The following is a 17,736-nucleotide window of genomic DNA, read 5'->3' as shown; positions in this document are numbered from 1 at the left end:
TCCAAGCCCCCTGACGCTCACGCGGCTGCAGCTAGATTAGCTGGATCCTGCCGGCTGGCAAATCGAAACGGCACGGATCCGACCAACACCAACGGTGACGGCGATGCCAGCGGCATCGGCCAGCCCTTATGGCACGGGCTACGTCCTTGCGCGGCCGCGTGCCGGCACATGGTTGCATGGTCAGCCTGGCAAAATCAGCGGACGGAGGCGCGGTCGTGCGGCCTCGCCTCGTTGACGGGAGGAGTCATCCATGAGCGACGCCGACGCGGCCGCGATCCGAGCGGAGCGCAGTGACTGGATCAGCGAGCACCTCGAGAGCTACCTGACCTCCGGCGGCACGCGAGGCCACATCATGGACCTGAGCGCGCTCGGGGGCCGCAAGCTGACCACGCACTGCTTGATCGAGGTTGTCGGGCGCAAATCGGGTAAGAGCTATGTCAGACCGCTGATCTACGGCAACGTCGGCGGCGAGATCGTGATCGTCGCATCCAAGGGTGGCGCCGACGCGCACCCGGAGTGGTACTTGAATGTCTTACAGAGCAACACGATCGGCGTTCAGATCGCCACCCAGGCATTCGAGGCGACCTGGCGCGAGCCCGAAGGCGAGGAACGGCACGAGGTGTGGGCGTACATGACTCACCTCTACCCGCCGTACCTCGCCTATCAGAGGTCGACGAGTCGGCAGATCCCGCTGGTGATGTTGGCGCCCGTGCGGGCGATCGACGTCTTCTCTGCGGAGCATTCAGGGTAGCCGCCGTCCATCCGGGCGATGCGGCTGAGACCTGTGGTGGTAGCAGGGACATCACCAGCCGTGATGTGATACGACGCGACGCGATCCGCCCTGTCGAAGCCCGTCGGAAGCGAAGAACACAATGACCGAACCGAAATCCACCACCTGCGCGATCGCCGGAGGTGGTCCCGCCGGAATGATCCTCGGGCTGCTGCTGGCCCGAGCCGGCGTCGAGGTCACCGTGTTCGAGAAGCACCCCGACTTCCTCCGCGACTTTCGCGGTGACACGGTGCACCCGGTCACCCTGCGCTTGCTCGACGAACTCGGGTTGTTTCACCGCTTCGACGCCCTGCCGCACAGCAAGTTCGAGAAGGCCGAATTCGACATCAACGGACGGCAGGTCACTTTGGTCGACTTCCGCCGCCTGCGCCTGCCCCATCGCTATATCGCGCTGGTGCCGCAATGGGATTTCCTCGATCTGCTCGCCGAGGCGGGCAAGGACGAACCCACGTTCACGTTGCGGATGCAAACCGAGGTCACCGGGTTGCTGCGCGACGGCGACGCCATCACCGGGGTGCGCTACCTCGGGCCCGACGGGCCCGCAGAGTTGCGCGCCGACCTCACCGTGGGCTGCGACGGCCGCTCGTCGACCGTGCGCCGCGAGGCCGGATTGACCGCGCGCGAGTACCCGGTGCCGTTCGATGTCGGGTGGTTTCGACTCGACCGCAAGACCGAAGTGAAATTTCAACTGACACCGCGCACTTCGCCCAGCCTGACTTTGGTGCTGATCCCGCGCGAAGGGTACTTCCAGGCCGGATGCTTCCTCCCCAAAGGGGGTGAGCAACAATTGCACTCCCGCGGGTTCGACACTTTCCGATCTCAGGTAGCTGAATTGGTGCCCGAGGCCTCGGTGCAGAACCTCAGATCGTGGGACGACGTCAAAGTTCTCGACGTGCGGGTGAACCGGCTCCGTCGTTGGTACAGGAAGGGACTGTTGTGCATCGGGGACGCCGCCCACGCCATGTCCCCGGCCGGCGGGGTCGGGATCAACCTCGCGATCGCCGACGCAGTGGCCGCCGCACGGATCCTGGCCGACCCGCTGCTGGCCCACCGGCTCACCACTCGGAACCTGGCCGCGGTCCAGCGGCGCCGGAAGCTCCCCGCGGCAATCACCCAGGCGGTGCAACAGGCCGCAGGGCGAGTCCTCATCCCGGTCGTCCTGCGTGGCGAGATCAAGCCACCGCCGCCCCTGATCACCAACGCCGCCGCAAGGCTTTTCGGCTGGATCCCCTCGCTGGCGGTGATCCCCGCCTACGCGGTCGGCGTCGGCCCGCTCCCCGAGCACGCCCCGCAATTCGCGCGGCGAACCGAGTCGAAGTGAGCGACTGAAGTCGTACCTCATTGCCGGCATGCACCCGGCCGCGCGCAGCAGCTCAGCGCCGCAACCAAAATCGACGCACACCCGCGCCGCCGGCCATCAAGGCGATCAAGGCGTGGACCAACGCTCGCGGTGCGAATTTTGCCCTGGACCGACGGGGACGGATGTAGGCACCATTATGGGGTGCCAGATGCCATCGATCGGTTCATGTGGGGCTTCCAGAGCCCATTCCGGGGTTCTGTGGAGATCGCGCTCCGCAGTTCGCTGGAGGCGCTCGGCGTATCCGCCGAGCCGACGGTCTTCCTGATCGGGCTGCCGAGGAAGAAGGGGTCGGGCCATCCGTTGTGCGTGGAGCCCGAGGACGGGCTGATCGTCCCGGCCGACTTTGACGGCCTGTTTGACCGGGCCGCCGAGCTCTACCGCCAAAACGGCGAGACCACAACCGAATTCAGCTCGCCGGGGGTGCGGGAGAAGCGGCACCAGGAACTGCGCCACCGCGCCTACACCAGGGCCATCGGTGAGGTGCTCGAGGGGAAGCTTCGACCGGGTCTGCGGTTGGTCGTAGGACTGCCGGCACCCGTGGAGCAGCACCTCGTGTTCGCGGCGATCGGACTGCCCGACCGAGTGCACCACAGCACCCCGCACCTGCTCACCACGACGGCGGGCGGCCACCCCGTCACGCCATCGCTCGTCCATGGCGCGGTTGACGAGATCCTTCGCCTGAGCAGGCGGGCACTGTACGAACCGCACGCCGGCTCGGGACTGAGCATCGGCCACGACCCCGCGGATGTGGCGAGGTCGGCGGGCAGGGCCCTGACCCGTTCGGCCACCGTGTTGGCCGGCAACGACACCTGGACCGACTTGTTCGATGGGCTGAACCGGGTGTCGACAACACGGTACGAAACGCGGGTGGGCGTCGGATCGCTGCTACTCGCCGACGCGCGCTCGGAGCACATCGACCGCTCGGTGACGCTTCGCTCCCCGGTCCCCGTCAGCGAGACCCGAACACTCCGAAAGCTGTTGGAGACCAGCAGCTTCCACGGCGAGTCGCTGCTCACCGACGGCAACGAGGTTTACGGATTCGGACGGCAGCGGCCGGACTATCCCGAAACGTCCGAGTCGGTTTTCCAGGTCGTCGTTCTCGGCGACGGCATCTGGGAGTTGAGCCACGCCGGCGTCCGGCTGGTGACCGTGCAGTTCGGAGCCGCGCGGCTGCCCGACCAGCCACTGCCCCCCGAACGGCTCGACGACCTCTGCGGCCGGGTGTTCCAGCAATACGACGGCGGCGCTTTGTGGGACCTCGCCACCGCGGCGAGCAGGGCCGCACATGGAACCATGCTTGTCATCTCCGAACGCGCCGCCGAAGAGGCAGCCCGGCTGGAAAGCCAGGCGCTGACCATCGAACCGACAAGGCTGGACCAGGAATTCGTCGGAAAAGTCACCGGCATCGATGGCGCTGTGCTCGTCGACCCGTCCGGGTATTGCCACGCGATCGGGGTCATCCTGGACGGCACCGCCACCAGCGAGGGTGACCGTTCCCGCGGCGCGCGGTACAACTCCGCGGTGAAGTACCTCGCTCATGCCCGAGACGCGCGGATGCCGACCGTGATCCTGCTGGTGTCGGAGGACGGCATGATCAACCTCTTACCGGACCTGCGGCCCAGGATGCGTCGCAGCGAGCGGGATGCCCTGCTCGCCGCGCTGCGGGAAGCGGCGGCCATCGATCCGGTCCACCCCGAAGAGTTCTACAAGGCGTACCGGCGGATCGAGGCCAAGGCGTTCTACCTCTCGCCGGATCAGATCTCGGAGGTCAACGCCCTGATGGACGACCACTGGGAGCGCCGCATGGCAGACGGCGCCAACGTTCGCACTTTCGAGCACCCTCTCCGCGCCGACCCGGAAATGACCGAGGAGTACCTCATCGACTAAAGGCGCGGGACCAGCCACCGGGCGAAATCAGAGCCAGCCGGTGCGGGCCGCGGCGACCGGCTCGGGTGGCGACGGGGCTAACTCGCCGACCCGCACGCCGTCGAGCATGCGCTTCACCGCGGCGACGATCTCCGGGGCCGCCGATGCGAGCCCGGCCTTGTCGGCTTCGGGAACCTCGTCCGGGTCGACGCCCGCCCGGGCCAGCACGGCGGCGGGGTCGGCCAGCTGGCCGGCCAGCCAGCCCACCGGGTCGGCGGACAGCTCGGGGACGAAGTGCCGGCGGCCAGGTTCCCACCCGTCGAAACGGGGATGGTGATGGGCCCGGTCCAGCGTCCCGGGCGGGCTCTCGGTGGACCCGAACAGGTCCACCCGCCACACCGGGCGCGCGAAGGTGATCGGGACGCCGGCGTAGATGGAGCCACGGGGTTCGTCCCGCTCGATCAGGCGAAGTTCCAGCCTGACTCCCCGTTCCGGGGTTTCCTGACCTTCGAGCGGGCGAGGGTCGACGAAGTACATGTCGCCGACGACCACACCGAGGGCTTCGAATCCGAACGCTGCAAGCATCGCGCACCTCTCCTCGTACCTTGTCGAGGGTAGCCCAGGCGATGCGGCGCGCGGGCCGGTCGGAAGCTTCAGGCCGCCAGGTCGGCGGAGTCCGCCTGCGCGCCTTGCCTTTTGGCGCGCTTGGCGTGCCGCCAGCCACGCACGGTCGCGATGGCGGTCTTCAGCCCGCGCCGGCGGCCGGTCTGCGGGTCGGTGCCCGCGAAACCCGGCTCCAGTTCGGCGAACATCCGCTCGCTGCGCGTCTCCGGCGCGTCGTCGGCGTCGTCGCGCAGGTATTTGTTCGGCAGCGACAGCTTGGCCAGCGTGCGCCACGTCTTGCCGTACTGCAGCAGGAAAGAGCCGGTGGTGTAGGGCAGGTCGTACTTGTCGCAGAGCGCGCGGACCCGCACCGAGATCTCGTGCAGCCGGTTGCTGGGCAGGTCGGGGTACAGGTGGTGCTCGATCTGGTGGCAGAGGTTGCCGCTCATGAACCGCAGCGCCGGACCGGCCTCGAAGTTGGCGCTGCCGAGCATCTGGCGCAGGTACCACTGGCCCTTGGTTTCGCCGATCATGTCGGTCTTGGTGAATTTCTCCGCGCCATCGGGGAAGTGCCCGCAGAAGATGACGGCGTTGGCCCACACGTTGCGGATCACGTTGGCGGTCGCGTTGGCCGTCAGCGTCGACCGGTAGGTCGCGCCGGGCGACAGCGCGGTCAGCGCCGGGAACGCGACGTAATCCTTGAGCACCTGGCGGCCCGCCTTGGCCAGGAACTCGTCGACCCGCTGCCGGGCGTCGTCGTTGTCCATACGTTTCTTGGCGATCTTGCCGAGCTCGACGTGCTGGAGGCCGACGCCCCATTCGAACCCGAGCGCCAGCAGGGTGTTGTACAGCAGGTTGAACATGTTGAAGCGCTTCCAGCGCTGGTCGCGGGTGACCCGCAGCAGGCCGTAGCCGACGTCGTCGTCCATCCCGAGGATGTTGGTGTACTTGTGATGGACGAAGTTGTGGGTGTAGCGCCAGTGCTTGGACGACCCGCTCATGTCCCACTCCCACGTCGAGGAGTGGATCTCGGGGTCGTTCATCCAGTCCCACTGGCCGTGCATGACGTTGTGGCCGATCTCCATGTTCTCGATGATCTTGGCCACGCCCAATGTGACGGTCCCGGCCCACCACGCCGAACGGCGGGAACTGGCGGCCAGCAGCAGCCGGCCGGCCACCTCGAGCGCGCGCTGCGCGGCGATGGTGCGGCGGATGTAGCGGGCGTCGCGCGCCCCGCGTGAGTCTTCGATGTCCTGGCGGATGGCGTCGAGCTCAACGGCCAGGCTTTCGATGTCGGCGTCCGTCAGATGGGCGAATACGTCGACGTCGGTGATCGCCATCGTCTTTCTTCTCCCTGCGGTCGTTGTCCGGTCACTTACCTACGTTATCGTAACCTACGAAGGCGTAGGTTACCTGTGAGTAGCCTTTAGATGTCGAGCACACAATCCCCGGAGGCGGCCGACACACACGTCTGGATTCGCGTGCCGGGCTCGTGCTCCGCGCCGGTCCTCAGGTCCCGGACGTGGCCGTCCACCAGGCTGACGACGCACGATTGGCAGATGCCCATCCGGCAGCCGAAGGGCATCTGCACACCGGCGCCCTCCCCGGCGTCCATCAACGAGGTCGCCGCGTCCGCGGCAACGGCGCGCCCGCTGCGCGCGAACGTGACCGTCCCGCCGGCTCCGGCGGGCGCCGCCTTGGATACCGCGAATCGCTCCAGGTGCAGCCGGGCGCCGATGCCGGCCGACGACCACACCTTCTGGGCCGCGGCGAGCATGCCCTCCGGCCCGCACGCCCAGGTCTGGCGCTCGCGCCAGTCCGGCACCTCGTGGTCCAGCGTGCCGAGATCCAGCCGGCCCTGCCTGCGGGTCTCGCGCACCTGCAGGCGATAGCCCGGCTGGTTGGCGGCCAGCGCGGCCAGCTCGGCGCCGAACATGACGTCGGATTCGGTGGGCGCCGAATGCAGGTGGGTGATGTCACCGATTTGGTTGCGCCGCACCAACGTTCGCAGCATCGACATCACCGGCGTGATCCCGGACCCCGCGGTCAGGAACAGGATCTTCGGCGGCGCCGGATCGGGCAGGACGAAGTTGCCCTGCGGCGCGGCCAGCCGCACGATGGTGCCCGGCTCCACGCCGGCCACCAGGTGGGTGGACAAAAAGCCTTCGGGCATCGCCTTGACGGTGATGGTCACCGTGCGCGGCGCGGCTGAGGTCTCGGCCGGGCTCGACGTCAGCGAATACGACCGCCAGCGCCAGCGCCCGTCGACCAGCAGCCCGATCCCGATGTACTGGCCCGGCTGGTAGTCGAAGCTGAAGCCCCAGCCCGGCTTGATCACCAGCGTCGCGGAATCTTCGGTCTCGCGGCGCACCTCGACGATGCGGCCGCGCAATTCGCGGGCGGACCACAGTGGGTTGGCCAGGCGCAGGTAGTCGTCGGGCAGCAGCGGCGTGGTGATGCGGGCTGCCAGTTTGCGCAGCGCGTGCCAGCCGGGATGCCGGTCCGCCCCGGCGACGACCGGGCGCTTGGTGTCGACGACATTCGCGGTGATCGGCGCGTATTTCTTGCTCATCCGAAACTCCTGCTCACGACGCCCCTCACAAAGGCTACGGTACCGTAGGTTACGTCGGCGCAGCCAGACGCGCGCGCCAGGACTGCGTCACATCGGGCGGGTCACAGCAGGTCGAGCAGGAACGGCAGCTCCTGGTTCGCGTACCAGGCGAGGTCGTGGTCCAAGGCATCGCCGACGACCAGCTCGGCGTCCTCGTCGCCCAGGTCGGCGTCGTCGATCACCTCGATCGCCCTGGTGACGTCCGGCTCGGCGGCGGCGTTGTCGACGTAGGCCGCGACCACCTGTTCGATCGTGACAGGGGCGGCCAGTCTGACGACGGCGTCGTCGAGATCGGGGCGGTACCTGGCCCCGGATTCACCCCAGTCGACCTCGGCGGCCAGCACCGCGCGCCGGGGCGGCAGACCGGCCTGGCCTTCCTGCGCATGGTGGTCCTCTTGGGCGGCCAGCAGGCGCAGCGACGCGAGCGCCGCTTCGCGCAGCGCCACGTCGGCGAGCTCGTCGTCGTCGCCCTCCGCGTAGGCCTCGCGCAACGCCGGCGTCACCGCGAACGCGGTGCCGTTGACCGGCCACAGGGAACCGTCGGTGATCAGCTGCTGCAACATCTCCAAGGTGGCCGGGATGTAAACCTGGATCATTTCTTCTCGATCAACGTGGCCGCATGGTCGTCGACGTACTTCGACAGCTCACGCGGCGGCCGCTGATAGTTCGCGCTCACCACCGGGTGCTTGGGCAGTTTGACCTTGGGCCGCTCCACGTCGTGATACTCGATCGTCGACAGCAGGTGGGCCATCATGTTCAGCCGCGCGTGCTTCTTGATGTCGGATTCCACGACATACCAAGGGCTGATCGGGGTGTCGGTGTGCACCATCATCTCGTCCTTGGCGCGCGAATAGTCCTCCCACCGATACAACGATTCCATGTCCATCGGGCTGAGTTTCCATTGCCGGACAGGGTCATTCAGCCGCGCGCGGAACCGGCGCAGCTGTTCGTCCTCGGACACGGAAAACCAATACTTGCGCAACAGAATCCCGTCGTCGATCAGCATCTGCTCGAAGATCGGCGTCTGCCGCAAAAACAGCACATACTCCTGCGCCGTGCAGAATCCCATCACCCGCTCCACGCCGGCGCGGTTGTACCAGGACCGGTCGAAGAGCACGATCTCGCCCTTCGCGGGCAGGTGGGCGATGTAGCGCTGGTAGTACCACTGGCCGCGTTCGCGATCGCTCGGGGCGGGCAACGCCGCGATGCGGGCGACCCGGGGGTTCAGGTATTCGGTGATGCGTTTGATGGTTCCGCCTTTGCCCGCCCCGTCGCGGCCTTCGAAGATGATCACCAGACGCGCGCCGGTGTGCCGCAGCCACTCCTGCAATTTCACGAATTCCGTTTGCAGCCGGAACAATTCGGCCCCGTAGACGGCATTGGAAATTCGGTGTGCGGGCGGCGCGGTCGATTTGCTTTCGCTCGGCTTGCCGTCATTTGTCGCGGTGCTCACAATTACGAATCATAGAACCGGGCACCGATTTTCACCCCGACTAACTAGCGGGAAGCTTCCAGAAGTTCCTCGAGGGACTGCTTCAACAGGCCCGGCAGCAGGTCGACGTCGCTCATCGCTTCGCGGTCGGCGTTGATCCCGAAATACAGCATGCCGTTGTAGGACGTCACGCTGATCGCCAAGGCCTGGTTGGGCAACAGCGGCGGGACGGCGTAGGTCTCCAGCAGTTTGGTGCCCGCGATATACATCTGCGACTGGGCGCCCGGCGCATTGGTGATCAAGAGGTTGAACGTCAGCTTGGAAAAGCTCGGGAAGCTGGTGGCGACCCGGATGCCCATGGCGTGCAGGGTGGGCGGCGCGAAACCCGAGAGGGTGACGATGGTCTGCGCGTCGACCAGGCTGGCCGACGTGGCATTCGACTCGGTGGCGTGGGCGATCTGCGACAGCCGCACCACCGGATTCGCCTCCCCCACCGGCAGATCCACCAGGAAAGGCGTGACCTGACTCATCGTCTGGCCGGGCCCGGACGCGTCGAGGTGGTCGTCGGCATACACCGACAGCGGCGCCATCGCGCGGATCGTCGCGGTGGGCGACACCGCCACCCCGCGGGACAGCAGCCAGTTGCCCAGCGCGCCGGCGATGACGGCGAGCACCACGTCGTTGATGTCGCAGTCGTAGCGCGCGCGGACGGCGCGGTAGTCCTCGAGGCTGCCGTGAGCGACCGCGAACCGCCGGTGCCGCGACACGGTGGCGTTGAGCGGGCTGCTGGGCGGGTTGCCCCGCGCCACCGCGCGCGCGATGTCGACGACGCGGCGGCCCGCGTCGAGCAGCTCGCCGTAGTTCGTGACCGCGCCGGCCACCGCGGACCCGACGGCCTGCAGCTGCGTGCCCGGCCCCGCGAGCCAGTCACCGACGGCGCCCAGGACCAGCCGGGTGTTGCCGGGGTCGCGTTCCGGTATCCAGATGTCCTCGGGAAACGGCGGCGGGCGCCGCGTCCGGTCGGCGATGACATGGCCGATCTCCAGCGCGGTCATGCCGTTGATCAGTGCCTGGTGGGATTTGGTGTACAGCGCGACCCGGTTTTTCGCCAGGCCCTCGACCAGGTACATCTCCCACAGCGGCCGCGACTTGTCCAGCGCCCGCGCGGCCAGCCGCGCGACGAGCTCGTGCAGCTGCTCATCGCTGCCCGGCGAGGGCAGGGCCGAGCGCCGCACGTGGTAGGTGATGTCGAAGTCGTTGTCGTCGATCCACACCGGGCGGGCCCCCGGGAAGCCCACCTCCCGGACCTTCTGCCGGTAGCGCGGGATCTGGGGCAGCCGCTTCTCCACGGTCGCCAGGAGCGTCTCGTAGCTCAACCCGGCGCGCGGTCGCTGCAGGATGGACAGCGATCCGACATACATCGGGGTGGCCGTGTTCTCTAGCCGATAGAAGGAGGCGTCCGCGGGGGACAGCCGGGCCACCATTACGGCGTTGTCCTTCTTATCAACTCGCCCCCGGTTCGTTTAGTGGACTGATGTACCCGCCCACCGTAATCGTCCCGCCGGGACGGAGCTCGGCGCGGGTGCGGGTGGGCTCCGCCGGCGCGGATACGCGCCCGCTCGACCTGTGCCATGATGACCACTGACCACCGGCGTCTGCCACTCTCCAGCAGGCTCTTACGCGACCGTTCGAGTTGGAGAGTGCGCCTTGACCGTCTTCGCCGTGACGCCCGTCGTCGACTACGAGCCTCCCGGAAGTGACGTGCGGCGGTGCCGGCAGCCGTCCCCCGCCTCCCCGCGTCGCCGTGCGCCCCGCGGGGCCCGCACCACCCAAACGGGGCGACCACCGCAGGCGCCGACCTCCGCGCCGATGCGCGCCGCGGGCGCCCTCGCCGACGCCGCCCTGCGCCGGGTGCTGGAAGTCATCGACCGTCGCCGCCCCGCCGCCCAGCTGCGGCCCATGCTGGCCCCCGGCCTGGTGGAATCCGTGCTGGCGATCGGCCGCTCGGCGACCGGCCACGCGCGCGGGCACTCCGGCGCCGCGGTGCTGCGCCGGATGCGGCTGCAACCGTCCGGGCACCGGGAGACCGCGGCCGAGGTTGCCGGGTCGTACAGCCGCGGGGACCGCATCCATGCCATCGCCTGCCGGGTGGAGCAGGCGCCCACCGGCGAGTGGCAGGTGGTGGCGCTACACATCGGCTAGGGCCGGCGGGAGCCGCCGACGTAACGGGCCAGCACCGGGCCGGCGATCGCCATCACGAAGACGTACGACGTCGCCAGAGCCGCCACCGCGGGGATGGAGGCGCCGACCAAGCCGATGATGATCAACGAAAACTCGCCCCTGGCGATCAGCGCGGTGCCCGCGCGCAGCTGCCCGCGCCGCGCCACGCCGTCGCGCCGGGCGGCGACCATCCCGGTGACCACCTTCGTCACGGCGGTGACGGCGGCCAGGGCCAGCGCCACCGGCAGCATCGGCAGCAGCTCATGCGGGTCCACCGACAGGCCGATCGCCAGGAAGAAGATGGCGGCGAACAGGTCGCGCAGCGGGCCCAGCACCCGGCGCGCCCGGTTCGCCGTCTCACCGGTCAGGGTCAGCCCCACGAGGAACGCGCCGACCGCCGCCGACGCGTGCAGGACCTCCGCCACGGCCGCCACCATCAGGGTGATCCCCAGGACCCGCAGCAGCAGCTGCTCGGAATCGGGGTGTTCGACCAGCCGGCCGACGTGGTGGCCCCAGCGGTAGGACGCGGCGAACGCCACCAGCAGCGCACCGACGGCGGCCGCCATGCCGGCGACCGCCTGCACCCAGCCGCCGCCGGACGCCAGGACCGCGAACAGCGGCAGGTACGCCGCCATCGCGAAGTCCTCCAGCACCAGCACCGACAGCACCGCCGGCGTCTCCCGGTTGCCCAGCCTGCCGAGGTCCTGCACCAGGCGCGCGATCACGCCCGACGAGGAGATGTAGGTGACCCCGGCCAGGGCCAGGATGGCCACGCCGTCCAGGCCCAGCAGCCAACCGGCCACGGCGCCGGGTGTGGCGTTGAGGACGAGGTCGACGCCGGCCGACGGCAGGTGGTGGCGCAGGCTGCTGGCGAATTCGGTCGCCGAGAATTCCAGGCCGAGGGTCAGCAGCAACAGCACGATGCCGATGGGCGCCGCCGTCTCGATGAACTCGCCCGCCGCCGCGACCGGGAGCAGGCCACCCTTGCCCAGCGAGAGGCCCGCCAGCAGGTAGACGGGTATCGGTGACAACGCGAAACGCCTTGCGACGGTGCCCAATACGGCCAGCGTGGCCAGGAGGGCGCCGAGTTGAAAGAGTAGCGCCCCCGAAACCTGCATCGGCTCAGCCCTTGTCGATGATCTGCTCGACGCCGGCGATGCCGTCTTCGGTGCCGATCACGATCAGAACGTCTCGCGCGTGCAGCATTTCGGCCGGACCGGGCGAGGCGAGCACCTGCTCGTCGCGCACGATCGCGACGATCGACGCCCCGGTGCGGGTGCGGGCGCGGGTGTCGCCGAGCGGGTGGCCCACGAACGGGCTACCCGCGACGATGTGAACCTGTCCCGTCTCGAGTCCGGTGACCGCCCTGGACAGCTCGGTGAACCGCTCGGCGATGCGCGGGGCACCCAGGATCTGGGCCACCGCCTCGGCCTCGTCGTCGGTCAGGTGAAAGACCGGCCGGGCCCGGTCGGGGTCGTCGGGGCCGTACAGGACGACGTCGAAGTCGCCGCCGCGGCGTGCGACGATCCCGATGCGCTCACCGTTGTGGCTGGTGAACTCGTAGCGGAGACCGACGCCCGGCAGCAACACCTCCTTGACATCCATACCGTCCATGCTTACCAGCCGGGCGGCGCTTTTCGTAAGCGGACCGCTTGCCGCGAGCGTAACGACACCGCGAAAAATCGCATTGGGATTCGCAATGGCGTTACGCTCGCGGGCTTTTGGGCCTTGGAGGATTAGTGCTGGGCAACGGCTTCGGCCGGGCGCCGGCGCGGCGCGCGCTTGAGCGGTACCAGCATCGGCACGTCGCGCTGGTAGTCGCGGTACTGATCGCCGAGCGCCGCGACCAGGCTGCGCTCCTCGATCTGCAGTGCGACCAGGATGTAGGCCGTGATGGCGATCGAGAACAGCAGGTGCCCGGCCGTCATCGTGGGTGTCGCCCAGAATGCGATCAGGAATCCCAGCATGAGCGGGTGGCGCACCAAACGGTAGAACAGGTGGGTGCGAAAACCCAACTCGGCGTATGGTTTTCCGCGCCACGCCAGAAACACGTGCCGCAGGCCGAACAGGTCGAAGTGGTTGATCATGAAGGTCGACGCCAGCGCGATCGCCCAGCCGAGCCAGAACACGGCCCATATCGCCGGTCGCACCGCCGTGTCCCGCACATCCCAGGTGACGGCCGGCATGTCGCGCCATTGCCAGTAGAGCAGCATCAGCACAGCGCTCGACAGCACCACGTAGGTGCTGCGCTCTATGGACCGCGGCACCAACCGTGTCCACCACGCCTTGAACGACTTCCGCGCCATGACGCTGTGCTGGACACCGAACGCGCCTACCAGCAACACGTTGATCAGCACCGCCTGGCCGATCGGAGCGGGGAGCCCGTGATCGACCGAACGAGGCACCCACAGGTTGCCCAGGAAACCGACGAGATACAAGAAGGCCGCGAGGAACAGCAGGTACGCTGCGGCGCCGTAACCAATGATCAAGTAACGCTTCATGACCCAAGTCTCCGCCGGGCGCACGGTGCGGGATATAGGTCATTTGCCTCAATTTCGCGGGGCGGGCGACTAGTCAATTTTGACTAGTTTTCGCGAGCTGGTGGCAGATGGGGCAGATGCCTCATGCGAACGCGGACGCGGTGGGGCGACGATCGGCCATGACGACGCCACTTCGAGGAAAGCACCGAGGCCACATCATGACCGAATCGACATGCAGGGCAACGACTACCGAGGCCACCGGCACGCGACGATCAGCATCCGGCGGCGTTCGCGTCGACGCGATCGGCGTCGGCCGGCGCGTGGGTGGGCGGCAGATCCTCCATGAACTGTCGCTGTCGGTGGAGCCCGGAGAATTGGTCGCCATCGCCGGCGGCAGCGGTGCGGGCAAGACCACCTTGCTGGAAATCCTCGCCGGACTGCAACCGCCGTCGGTGGGAGAGCTTCGCCACGACGGCGTCGCTCCCCGCATCAGCTCCGGCTCCGCGATCGGCTACGTACCCCAGGACGACATCATCCACCTGGAGATGCCCCTGCGCCGCACGCTGCGCTACGCGGCGCTGCTACGGCTGCCCGCCGGCACAACTGCGGCGGAAGCGGAACGGATCGTCGACGAGACCCTGCGCGACCTCGACCTGGCCGACCGGGCCGACGTGCCGGTGCGCGCGCTGTCCGGCGGTCAACGCAAGCGGGCCAGCATCGCCGTGGAGCTGCTGACCCGGCCGCACCTTTTCTTCCTGGACGAACCCACCTCCGGGCTCGATCCCTCCACTGCGGCTGACGTGATGCGCTTGTTGCGCCGGCTCAGCCAGCGCGGAATCACGATCGTTCTGACGACGCACGAGCCGGCGGGGATCGACCAGTGTGACCGGGTGGTCTTCCTGGCTCGCGACGGCCACTTGGCCTTCACCGGCAGTCCGGCCGCCGCGCGGCGCTACTTCGGCGTGGAGAACCTCACCGAGGTGTACGAGCGGCTGGCCGGCGAGCACAGTCCGCAACTCTGGGCGAAGCGATTCGCGGAAAGCCGGGTGAACTCGACCACCCGACCCGGCTCACACCCACGACCCGTCCCGGCCGTCCGCCCCGACGTCAGGCGCCCGGGCATGGCCCGGCAATGGTGGCTCCTGACCCGGCGCAATGTCGACGTCCTGGCCCGCAACCGACTGACGCTGGCGATCCTGCTCGGCTCACCGGTGCTGGTGACGGTCATGATGGCGACGTTGTTCAAGCGCGGCGCGTTCGATCCGGGCGGCGCGGCCGGCGCCGGCCCCGCGCAGCTGGTTTTCTGGATCGCTTTCGACGGCTTCTTCTTCGGTCTGACGTACGGCCTGCTCCAGATCGTCGGCGAGATGGCCGTTTTCCGGCGCGAACGCCTGGCCGGCCTCAGCGTGAGCGCCTACGTCGGATCGAAGGTGACGGCACTGCTTCCGGTTCTGGCGGGGGTGAGCGCGGTGTTGCTGGTGGTGCTGCGCGCGCTGGGTCGGCTTCCCGCCGTCGGGTGGGGCGTGTACGCCGCGCTGTTCGCGACGATTGTGATCGAAGCGACCTCGGCACTGGCCCTGGGCCTGTTCGCCTCGGCCGCCGTCTCCAACGCCGCGCAGGCGGCCCTGGCCCTGCCGATGCTGTGCTTCCCCCAGGTTCTGTTCGGCGGCGCCATCGTCCCCGTCGACCAGATGGCCACGCCGGGCCGCCTGATGAGCCTGGTCCTGTCGAACCGACATGCCTTCGACGCGTTGGGTCGCGACCTGGGGCTGGACCGCTACACCACCACGCTGCCGGCGATGTCGGCCTACCATGCCACCTTCCAGGGGGGTACCGCCGCCAGCCTCATCGCGCTCGGTTCGTTCGCGGTTGTGCTCACGCTGGCCACCGTCTGGGTGCTGGACCGGCGATCCCGGCCCGGGGCCGCCGTGCGATGACAACCCCGCTGAACCGGGCCCGCGATCCCGCGGGCCCGGTTCACGGCATTACGCCGAAGCCACGAAGACGTCAATCGGCGCCGATTGCCCCCGCAGATGCAGTGTGCGCCGCCGCGCGCCGGCCATGAGTGCATCTGCGACTCCCCCAGCGACCAGCAACTCACCGCCGGCGGCGTGTTGTTGCATCCGGGCTGCGGCGTTGACGGGACTACCGAGCGCGGTGAAATCGACCACGGCCCCGCCGACGTTGCCGACGTATGCGACGCCGGCGTTCACCGCGACGCCGACGTTCAGCCACGGACCGCCCGGTGTGCCGTGCCCGACGGCGTTGAGCAGGTCTTTTCCCGCCTCGACGGCCCGTTGCCGATAGTGGGGGCCGCTGATGCCCCGGACGAAGAACGCCATCACCTCATCGCCGATGAGCTTGTCGATCACCGCGTCGTGGCGCAGCAGCGTCTGCGTCGCGGCGGTGTAGAAGCGGTTGAGCAGGCCGGCGAAGTCCGCGGCGGCCCGCAAGTCGCCCAGCGCCGTGGAGCCGCGGACGTCGGCGAACAACACCGCGATGTCGACCTCCGCTCCGCCCCGCGGCAACGCGTCGCAGCATCGCTCGCAGAGGTTGGGATTCTTGCGCGAGCGGCGGAACCCGGCGGCGGCGAACACCCGGCCGACGGGGCCGCCGAAGGGGTTGTTGCAGAGCTTGCATCGCGGCGCGGAGGGCAGGTAGCGGAACGCGTGCCTGGCCCTGACCAGAGACGCGTGCCCGTCGATGAGCACCTTGTCCCACACTCCCGACGTCACCGCATCCGGAGGCGCGATGCTGGTCATGCGGCAATGATCGCTGCCGGTGACCGTCCGCGCATGGGGCATCGGCCCCAAATATCAGGACCCGGTCGGGGCGCTGCCGGTCAGGCCGTGCCGCGTCGCATACAGGCTGGCCCCGATCCGGTTGGACACCCCGATCTTGGCATAGATGTGCTCAACGTGATTGCGCACCGTCTTCTCCGAAATCCAAAGGGCCGAGGCGATCTCGCGGTTGGTGAGCCCCTGCGCGACGTGCAGCAGCACCTCGGCCTCGCGGCGGGTCAATCCCGCCGGCCTGGCGGGCCTGCGCGACGGCCGGTGGCCCGCGGCTTCGAGCACGGCCTCGACCGCGTCGCCGTCGAGGCGGCCGCGCGACGCTTCACCGCGCAGCCGCCCGGCCGCGCCCGTCTCGTCGGATGCCTCGCGATGTGGTCGCGGCTCGGTTGAGGCGCAATAGCTTTCGGCGGCGGCGAGTATCCGGTCGCGGACGGACAGGTCCTCACCCCGCAGACCGTTCGGATATCCCGACCCGTCCAGTCGTTCGTGGTGGTTCACCGCGACCTCCCGGACGGCCTTCAGCCCACCGACCCGCGCCAAGATCCTGCCGGACAGATACGGGTGCAGATGCACCCGCTCGCGTTCGGCATGGGTGAGTTCACCGGGCTTTTCCCACACCCGGTTGGACACGCCGATGCGACCGAGGTCGTGCACGTAACCGGCGCGGCGCAGAACGTCGATGTCGTCGCTCGGCAGCCCGGCGCATTTCCCGGCGTTCTCCGCCAGCTCGGCCACGGCACGCGAATGACCAAGGGTGAACGGGCATTTCAGGTCCGCGAAGTCCCCCATCGCGCGCAGGAGCCGGTCCAGCGCGTCGCCGCTCAGCGCCTCGCCGGGATCAGGAGCAAGGTCGGCGGCGGCCGACCACGCATCTTCGTTCTCGCGCAACAGCTCGCCGGCGGCCGCGGTGAACGCCGCGACCACGTCGGGGTCGAATTGCTTGCCGCTGCGCTTGCGCACCTCGGCGATCGCGGCCTCCGCACCGTAGGCGCGATGGTGCACTTCGGCGATGTCGGCTACCTGCGCCACCCGCATCGCCACCGGTATGCGGTCTCGGGCGGCGCCGGCGGGCATGCCGCTGCCATCCCATCGTTCATACGCATACGGCAGGGCCTCGCACACGTCCGCGCCCAAGCCGATCTCCTCGGCGAGCAATGCGGCCGACAGGCAATGGGATTGCACCAGCCCGCCGATATTCCCGCGTGCGTCCCAAAACACCCTGGCCGCCAGCTGCGCCCGCTTCGGCAACGTGGCCCCGCGGCCCAGATTGCTCATGAGGAATCGGCGGTACGGCGCGCCGGACCAGTCGATGTAGTGGCTGGCGTGCCGCACCGCGATGTCGTCGCCGAACCAGCGCGCGTACTCGTGGGAGTCGGCGTGACAACCGATCCACATCACCAGGCCGGTGTAGAAAACGGTGCCGCGCTCGCGCTCGCTCAGCCCGAGCCGCTCGCCGAGCCTGGTGCCCAGCGCCGCCGACCGCAGCATGTGGTCCATCGGCTGCCCGAGCCCGAGGTCGATCGCCAACGACAGCGCCGCCAGCACCTCGGTCCGCGACACCGCTCCGTCGAAGGGCATG

Annotated in this window: 16 protein-coding genes; 5 read left to right on the top strand and 11 right to left on the bottom strand. The window is 68.7% G+C overall.

The window, feature by feature from the left end; genetic code table 11:
• The first annotated feature begins 250 nt into the window (after positions 1-250).
• From A5696_RS21675 to A5696_RS21665, 3 genes are all read left to right on the top strand, one after another.
• The gene (locus A5696_RS21675) at positions 251-751 is read left to right on the top strand and encodes a nitroreductase/quinone reductase family protein (RefSeq protein ID WP_067883048.1); all 501 of its coding nucleotides are present in this window, start codon (positions 251-253) and stop codon (positions 749-751) included.
• A gap of 121 nt (positions 752-872) precedes the next feature.
• Entirely contained in the window at positions 873-2,111 is a 1,239-nt protein-coding gene (locus A5696_RS21670) for an FAD-dependent oxidoreductase (protein ID WP_067883047.1), read from the top strand.
• Between the two features lie 180 nt (positions 2,112-2,291).
• A complete protein-coding gene (locus tag A5696_RS21665) occupies positions 2,292-4,037 on the top strand; it encodes a hypothetical protein (RefSeq protein WP_156738536.1) in 1,746 nt (581 codons plus the stop codon).
• A gap of 27 nt (positions 4,038-4,064) precedes the next feature.
• On the opposite strand, the gene A5696_RS21660 is transcribed toward A5696_RS21665, so the two are convergent.
• From A5696_RS21660 to A5696_RS21635, 6 genes are all read right to left on the bottom strand, one after another.
• Positions 4,065-4,601: a hypothetical protein gene (locus A5696_RS21660; protein WP_067883045.1), complete on the bottom strand. Its 537-nt coding sequence runs from the start codon at positions 4,599-4,601 to the stop codon at positions 4,065-4,067.
• Positions 4,602-4,669: 68 nt separating this feature from the next.
• The gene (locus A5696_RS21655; protein ID WP_067883044.1) at positions 4,670-5,959 is read right to left on the bottom strand and encodes a fatty acid desaturase; all 1,290 of its coding nucleotides are present in this window, start codon (positions 5,957-5,959) and stop codon (positions 4,670-4,672) included.
• 86 nt (positions 5,960-6,045) lie between these two features.
• Positions 6,046-7,191, bottom strand: coding sequence for a ferredoxin reductase (locus tag A5696_RS21650; RefSeq protein WP_067883043.1), 1,146 nt, complete (start codon positions 7,189-7,191; stop codon positions 6,046-6,048).
• A 101-nt stretch (positions 7,192-7,292) separates the two neighbouring features.
• On the bottom strand, positions 7,293-7,826 hold the full coding sequence (locus tag A5696_RS21645; RefSeq protein ID WP_067883042.1) for a hypothetical protein: 534 nt from the start codon (positions 7,824-7,826) through the stop codon (positions 7,293-7,295).
• Entirely contained in the window at positions 7,823-8,683 is an 861-nt protein-coding gene (gene ppk2, locus A5696_RS21640; RefSeq protein ID WP_067883041.1) for a polyphosphate kinase 2, read from the bottom strand. Before ppk2 ends, A5696_RS21645 begins: the two co-directional genes overlap by 4 nt.
• 44 nt (positions 8,684-8,727) lie before the next feature.
• Positions 8,728-10,146, bottom strand: coding sequence for a wax ester/triacylglycerol synthase family O-acyltransferase (locus A5696_RS21635; RefSeq protein WP_067883040.1), 1,419 nt, complete (start codon positions 10,144-10,146; stop codon positions 8,728-8,730).
• Positions 10,147-10,369: 223 nt separating this feature from the next.
• Here A5696_RS21635 and A5696_RS21630 point away from each other — a divergent pair, with 223 nt between their 5' ends.
• The gene (locus tag A5696_RS21630; protein ID WP_067883039.1) at positions 10,370-10,864 is read left to right on the top strand and encodes an Rv3235 family protein; all 495 of its coding nucleotides are present in this window, start codon (positions 10,370-10,372) and stop codon (positions 10,862-10,864) included.
• Here A5696_RS21630 and A5696_RS21625 read toward each other — a convergent pair.
• The 3 genes from A5696_RS21625 to mddA form a co-directional block, all read right to left on the bottom strand.
• Positions 10,861-12,000: a cation:proton antiporter gene (locus tag A5696_RS21625; protein ID WP_067883038.1), complete on the bottom strand. Its 1,140-nt coding sequence runs from the start codon at positions 11,998-12,000 to the stop codon at positions 10,861-10,863. The two genes, A5696_RS21630 and A5696_RS21625, sit on opposite strands and share 4 nt — an antisense overlap.
• 4 nt (positions 12,001-12,004) lie before the next feature.
• Positions 12,005-12,487: a cation:proton antiporter regulatory subunit gene (locus A5696_RS21620; RefSeq protein ID WP_067883037.1), complete on the bottom strand. Its 483-nt coding sequence runs from the start codon at positions 12,485-12,487 to the stop codon at positions 12,005-12,007.
• A 131-nt stretch (positions 12,488-12,618) separates the two neighbouring features.
• The gene (gene mddA, locus A5696_RS21615; protein WP_067883036.1) at positions 12,619-13,383 is read right to left on the bottom strand and encodes a methanethiol S-methyltransferase; all 765 of its coding nucleotides are present in this window, start codon (positions 13,381-13,383) and stop codon (positions 12,619-12,621) included.
• A 197-nt stretch (positions 13,384-13,580) separates the two neighbouring features.
• Here mddA and A5696_RS21610 point away from each other — a divergent pair, with 197 nt between their 5' ends.
• A complete protein-coding gene (locus tag A5696_RS21610) occupies positions 13,581-15,299 on the top strand; it encodes an ATP-binding cassette domain-containing protein (protein WP_082969095.1) in 1,719 nt (572 codons plus the stop codon).
• Between the two features lie 48 nt (positions 15,300-15,347).
• Here A5696_RS21610 and A5696_RS21605 read toward each other — a convergent pair whose 3' ends face one another.
• Together A5696_RS21605 and A5696_RS21600 are read right to left on the bottom strand one after the other, a co-directional pair.
• Positions 15,348-16,124, bottom strand: coding sequence for an adenylate/guanylate cyclase domain-containing protein (locus A5696_RS21605; protein WP_067883035.1), 777 nt, complete (start codon positions 16,122-16,124; stop codon positions 15,348-15,350).
• A 54-nt stretch (positions 16,125-16,178) separates the two neighbouring features.
• The gene (locus A5696_RS21600; protein ID WP_067883034.1) at positions 16,179-17,735 is read right to left on the bottom strand and encodes an HD domain-containing phosphohydrolase; all 1,557 of its coding nucleotides are present in this window, start codon (positions 17,733-17,735) and stop codon (positions 16,179-16,181) included.
• Between the last annotated feature and the right edge of the window lies 1 nt (position 17,736).

Source organism: Mycobacterium sp. E2699, assembly GCF_001666745.1.
Taxonomy (GTDB): Bacteria; Actinomycetota; Actinomycetes; order Mycobacteriales; family Mycobacteriaceae; genus Mycobacterium.
Note: the sequence above shows the minus strand (reverse complement) of the source record. Positions and strands in the feature narration are given on the sequence as shown.

Excerpts from the sequence above, each read along its gene's own strand:
- A5696_RS21650 (WP_067883043.1), bottom strand. The coding sequence starts at position 7,191 with ATGAGCAAGAAATACGCGCCGATCACCGCGAATGTCGTCGACACCAAG.
- A5696_RS21645 (WP_067883042.1), bottom strand. The coding sequence starts at position 7,826 with ATGATCCAGGTTTACATCCCGGCCACCTTGGAGATGTTGCAGCAGCTG.
- A5696_RS21620 (WP_067883037.1), bottom strand. The coding sequence starts at position 12,487 with ATGGATGTCAAGGAGGTGTTGCTGCCGGGCGTCGGTCTCCGCTACGAG.
- A5696_RS21675 (WP_067883048.1), top strand. The coding sequence starts at position 251 with ATGAGCGACGCCGACGCGGCCGCGATCCGAGCGGAGCGCAGTGACTGG.
- A5696_RS21600 (WP_067883034.1), bottom strand. The coding sequence starts at position 17,735 with ATGCCCTTCGACGGAGCGGTGTCGCGGACCGAGGTGCTGGCGGCGCTG.
- A5696_RS21635 (WP_067883040.1), bottom strand. The coding sequence starts at position 10,146 with ATGGTGGCCCGGCTGTCCCCCGCGGACGCCTCCTTCTATCGGCTAGAG.
- A5696_RS21670 (WP_067883047.1), top strand. The coding sequence starts at position 873 with ATGACCGAACCGAAATCCACCACCTGCGCGATCGCCGGAGGTGGTCCC.
- A5696_RS21610 (WP_082969095.1), top strand. The coding sequence starts at position 13,581 with ATGACCGAATCGACATGCAGGGCAACGACTACCGAGGCCACCGGCACG.
- A5696_RS21655 (WP_067883044.1), bottom strand. The coding sequence starts at position 5,959 with ATGGCGATCACCGACGTCGACGTATTCGCCCATCTGACGGACGCCGAC.
- mddA (WP_067883036.1), bottom strand. The coding sequence starts at position 13,383 with ATGAAGCGTTACTTGATCATTGGTTACGGCGCCGCAGCGTACCTGCTG.
- A5696_RS21605 (WP_067883035.1), bottom strand. The coding sequence starts at position 16,124 with ATGACCAGCATCGCGCCTCCGGATGCGGTGACGTCGGGAGTGTGGGAC.
- A5696_RS21660 (WP_067883045.1), bottom strand. The coding sequence starts at position 4,601 with ATGCTTGCAGCGTTCGGATTCGAAGCCCTCGGTGTGGTCGTCGGCGAC.
- A5696_RS21625 (WP_067883038.1), bottom strand. The coding sequence starts at position 12,000 with ATGCAGGTTTCGGGGGCGCTACTCTTTCAACTCGGCGCCCTCCTGGCC.